The organism is Streptomyces sp. NPDC002845 (assembly GCF_053591955.1).
The window spans coordinates 1-5168 of the sequence record NZ_JBSFUU010000176.1; the positions used below are offsets into that span (position 1 = coordinate 1).

Annotated in this window: 2 protein-coding genes; both read left to right on the plus strand. The window is 73.8% G+C overall.

Annotated features, from left to right (window positions below; translation table 11 throughout):
- Positions 1–4909, plus strand: a 4909-nt coding sequence (locus ACWD3C_RS47750) for a type I polyketide synthase (protein ID WP_451154971.1), incomplete at its 5' end; no start/stop codon positions are given.
- Between the two features lie 23 nt (positions 4910–4932).
- On the plus strand, positions 4933–5168 hold a 236-nt coding region (locus ACWD3C_RS47755; RefSeq protein WP_451154973.1), incomplete at its 3' end, for a polyketide synthase docking domain-containing protein.

Here is a 5168-nt window from a genome sequence, read left to right on the forward strand (position 1 = left end):
GACGGTGATGTCGTCGCCGGGGACGTTCGTGGAGTTCTCGCGGCAGCGGGGGCTTTCAGCGGACGGTCGGTGCCGCTCGTTCGCCGCGTCGGCGGAGGGGACGGGATGGGCCGAGGGGGTGGGGCTGCTCGTCCTGGAGCGGTTGTCGGATGCTCGCCGGAACGGCCATCGGGTGCTGGCGGTGGTGCGCGGCAGTGCGGTGAACCAGGACGGGGCGAGCAATGGGATGACCGCGCCGAGTGGGCGGGCGCAGCAGGGGGTCATCCGGGCGGCGTTGTCAGCGGCCGGGGTGGCTGCGGGTGACGTGGATGTGGTGGAGGCGCACGGTACGGGGACGCGGTTGGGGGATCCGATCGAGGCGCAGGCGTTGCTGGCCACGTATGGGCAGCGGCGGCCGGATGAACGGCCGTTGTGGTTGGGGTCGTTGAAGTCGAACATCGGGCATGCTCAGGCGGCTGCCGGTGTGGCCGGTGTCATCAAGATGGTGGAGGCGTTGCGGCACGGGGTGTTGCCGCGGACCTTGCATGTGGAAGAGCCGACGCCGTTGGTGGACTGGTCGTCCGGCAGGGTTGAGCTGCTGACGGAGCAGCGGAAGTGGGCGGCGGTCGAGGGGCGTCCGCGCCGGGCCGGGGTGTCGTCCTTCGGGATCAGTGGGACCAACGCCCACCTCATCCTGGAGGAGGCGCTCCCTGCCCCGGAGCCCGCCGCGGAACCCGAGCCTTCCCCCGGAACGGTCCTGTGGCCGTTGTCGGGCCGGACCGAGCAGGCCCTGCGGGCGCAGGCGCGGCAGTTGCGTGCGCATCTCAGCGTGACGCCACGGACCGGGCTCGCCGATGTCGGCTTCTCGCTGGCCACCACGCGTGCGGCGCTGGAGCATCGGGCGGTGCTGGTCGGCGACGATCCGGACCGGATGCTCGCGGATCTGGCGGCGCTGGCGGACGGCGAGTCGCCGTCCCGTGTCCCGTACGGCGTGCCGAACGGTGGGAAGACGGCGTTCCTCTTCACCGGGCAGGGCAGCCAGCGCGTCGGCATGGGACGTGAACTCCACGCCCGTTTCCCGGTGTTCGCCGATGCGCTGGACGAGATCTTCGAGGAGTTCGGCGACCGGCTCGGCCGGCCGCTGCGCGACGTCGTCTTCGCCGATGCGGACTCCCCGGAGGCCGCCCTGCTGGACCGGACCGTGTTCACCCAGGCCGGCCTGTTCGCCGTCGAGGTGGCCCTCTTCCGGCTCGTCGAACACTTCGGACTACGACCGGACCGGGTGGCCGGACACTCGGTCGGCGAGCTGGCGGCGGCCCACGCCGTCGGGATGATGTCGTTGCCGGACGCGGTGACGCTGGTCGCCGAGCGCGGCCGCCTGATGGAGGCGCTGCCCGAGGGCGGCGCGATGGTCTCGGTCCAGGCGCCCGAGGAGGAGGTCGCCGAACTGCTGCGCGGCCGGGAGGCGCAGGTGGCGGTCGCCGCCGTCAACGGCCCGCTCTCCTGCGTATTCTCCGGCGACGAGGACGCGGTCACAGAGATCGCCGGTGTGCTGGCGGCGCGCGGACGCAGGACCCGGCGGCTGCGGGTCAGCCATGCCTTCCACTCGCCCCGCATGGACCCCATGCTGGACGAATTCCGCCGGGTGGCCCGGAGGCTCGACCTGTCGGCTCCCGCCGTACCACTGCTGTCGGACATGACGGGACGGCCCGTCACCGGGCCGGACGGCGACGCTTCGGAGGGCACACTTCGCGCGGACGACGCGGACTACTGGGCGCGGCACGTTCGGGAGACGGTGCGGTTCGCCGACGTCGTACGGGCTCTCCGGGCGGACGGTGTGACGACCTTCCTGGAGATCGGACCGGACGCCGTGCTGACCGCCATGGGGCGCGACTGCCTTCCCGAGGCCGACGAGGCGCAGGCGGAGTTCGTCCCCCTGCTGCGGCGTGATCATCCCGAGGACCGGACGCTCGCGGAGGGGCTCGCCCGGCTCCACGTACGAGGGGTCAGCCCCGACTGGGCGGCCGCGTTCGCCGGGACGGGTGCCCGCCGCGTCGACCTGCCCACGTACGCCTTCCAGCGCAGGCGTTACTGGCCGGCCGTCAGCCCGCTCATCGCCGTGGACGCACCCGCACTGGGGCTCGGTACCGGCGGTCATCCGCTGCTCGGTGCCGCGGTGCGACCCGCCGACTCCGACACACTCGTGCTCACCGGACGGCTGTCCCTGGACACCCATCCCTGGCTCGCCGACCACGCCGTCCTCGGCACCGTGCTCTTCCCCGGCGCCGGGCTGGTTGAACTGGCACTGCACGCCGCCCGTCGTACCGGCTACGAACTGTTGGACGAGCTGACCCTCCAGGCGCCGCTGCAACTGCCGGACGAGGGCGCCGTCGAGCTTCAGGTCCAGGTGGGGGGCGCCGATTCCGACGGTCGGCGGTCCGTCACTGTGCACACCCGGCCCGCGGCCGCCCCGGCTCGCGGCCACGGGACCGGTGGGACGGACGGCGGAGACCGGACGGGCGAGGCGGACGGCGGTTACTGGACGCTGCATGCCGTCGGTGTGCTCGCCTCAGCCACGGCTGTTGAGGCCGCGATCGATGCCGATGCTCTCACGAACTGGCCGCCGGAGGACGCCGAGGAGGTGGACCTGACCGGGTGGTACGAGTCGCTCGCCGCCCAGGGCTTCGGCTATGGCCCCGCCTTCCGCGGGCTGCGCGCCGCGTGGCGACGCGGCACGGAGATCTTCGCCGAGCTGGCCCTCCCTGAGGAGCAGGCCACCGTCGCGGCCGGGTACGGACTGCACCCGGCGCTGCTCGACGCCGCACTGCACGCCATCGAACTCGGTGCGCTGCCCGGCGGAGACGGTACCCGTCTGCCCTTCGCGTGGAGCGCGGTACGCCTGGACGCGTCCGGGGCCACCGCGGCCCGTGTCCGTCTGGCACCCGCCGGCCCCGACGCGGTCACCCTCACCTTCGCCGACACGGCCGGTCGTACGGTGGCATCGGTCGGCACGCTGTCGCGGCGACCGGTCTCAGCCGAGCAGCTCCGCGCGGCCGGGGGCACCGGACGCGACCCGCTGTTCCGGGTGGAGTGGGTCCCCCTTCCCGGCTCCGCCGGTGCGGGCCCCGATGCGCTCCCCGGGCGGTGGGCGATCCTCGGTGACACGGCCGACTTGGCACGCTTGGCTGAAGCGCCGACGGCCGCCGGTGCTGATGTCCGCACCTACCCGGATCTTTCGGCGCTGGCCGAGGACACCGACCGTACGACAGGCGTCCCGGACGTCGTCCTGGCCCCGCCGGCCGGTAACGCCCCGGGCGGCACGGACGCCGTGCACGCCGCCGGTCGTGCGCTGGCCCTGGCGCAGGGCTGGCTGGTCGACGAGCGTTTCGCCGCCTCTCGCCTGGTCGTGGTCACCCGGGGTGCGGTCGCCACGGGGCCGGACGAGGACGTGCCCGGCCTCGCGCACAGTTCTGTCTGGGGGCTCATACGCTCGGCACAGACCGAGCACCCCGACCGGATCACCCTGCTCGACCTCGACGGCGAGCCCGCCTCGCAGCGGGCGCTGACGGGAGCCCTCGCCGCGGCGGAGGCCTCGGGCGAGGCGCAACTCGCCCTCCGCTCCGGGCGCGTACTCGTCCCCCGGCTGGCTCGCGTCGCGACACCGGCGCCCGCTGAGGGGCCGTGGCGGGCGGACGGCACCGTACTGATCACGGGCGCGACCGGCGCCCTGGGTGCCGTGGTGGCCCGGCACCTCGTCACCGAGCACGGCGTACGCGATCTGCTGCTCGTCGGCCGACGGGGCGAAGCGGCACCCGGCGCTGCGGAACTGCGGGCGGAGCTGGCCGAGTTGGGGGCCAGAGCCACCATCGCCGCCTGCGACGTCGCCGACCGTACGGCGCTCGCGGAACTGCTCGACACCGTCCCCGCCGACCGTCCGCTGACGGCTGTGGTCCACGCTGCCGGCGTCCTGGACGACCGAGTGCTCGACGCCCTCACTCCGGAGAGCCTCGAAGCGGTCCTCCGGCCGAAGGCCGACGCCGCACGGCACCTCCACGACCTCACCAGCGATCTCGACCTGACCGGCTTCGTCCTCTTCTCCTCCGTGCAGGGCCTGCTCGGCGGCGCAGGACAGGCCAACTACGCGGCGGCCAACACCTTCCTGGACGCCCTGGCACAGCACCGGCGGGCCAGTGGCCTCGCGGCCACCTCACTGGCCTGGGGCCCGTGGGCGGAGGGCGGCATGGCGGCCGGGCTCGGCGACACCGACCGCCGCCGGTTCGCCCGCGTGGGTATCCACGCGCTCACCCCCGATCAGGGCCTGCGGCTCCTCGACGCCGCGCTGGCCTCCGGCGAGGCCGCCCCCGTACCGCTGGCCCTGGACACCGCCGCACTACGGGCCGCAGGCCCAGGCGTACCGCCGTTGCTGCGCGCGCTGGTCCCGGTGTCGGCCCGCGGTGCGACGAGCCCCGGCCCGGGCACGCCCGCCGAAGCCCCGGGCGACCGTCTCGTGGCCCGGCTCGTCGAACTCGACGCGGCCGGCCAGGAGAAGCAACTGCTCGCCCTGGTGAGGACCGAGGCCGCCGCCGTCCTGAGCTACGACCGCGCCGAAACGGTCGACGCGCGCCGGAGCTTCAAGGAACTCGGCGCCGACTCGCTCAGCGCCGTCGAACTGCGCAACCGGCTCGGCAAGGCGACCGGGCTGCGCCTGTCCGCCACCGTCGTGTTCGACCACCCGACACCCGCCGCGCTGGCCGGGCGGCTGCGGGCCGAGCTCTTCCCCGTCACCGACGCGGAGGACGAGGGAACGGAGGGCGGGGGACACGACACCGTCCTCGACGAGCCGGAGTCCGCGGCCGGCGAGGAGGAACTGATCGACGCCATGGACGTGGCGGCTCTGGTCCGCATGGCCCGCGAAGGCATCGAGTCCTGAACAGCACCGGGAGAAGGAAGCTCATGACCCGAACGCCGTCTTCTTCATCACCGTCCTCACCTTCTTCGTCCGCTGCGCCGACCTCCGACGAGACCGTCGTGGAGGCGCTCAGGGACGCCCTCAAGGAAACCGCCCGGCTGCGCCGCGAGAACCGGCAACTCCAGGCCGGTGTGGGGGAGCCGGTGGCGGTGGTGGGGATGGCGTGCCGGTTGCCCGGTGGGGTTGGGTCGCCTGCCGAGCTGTGGGAGTTGGTGGCGTC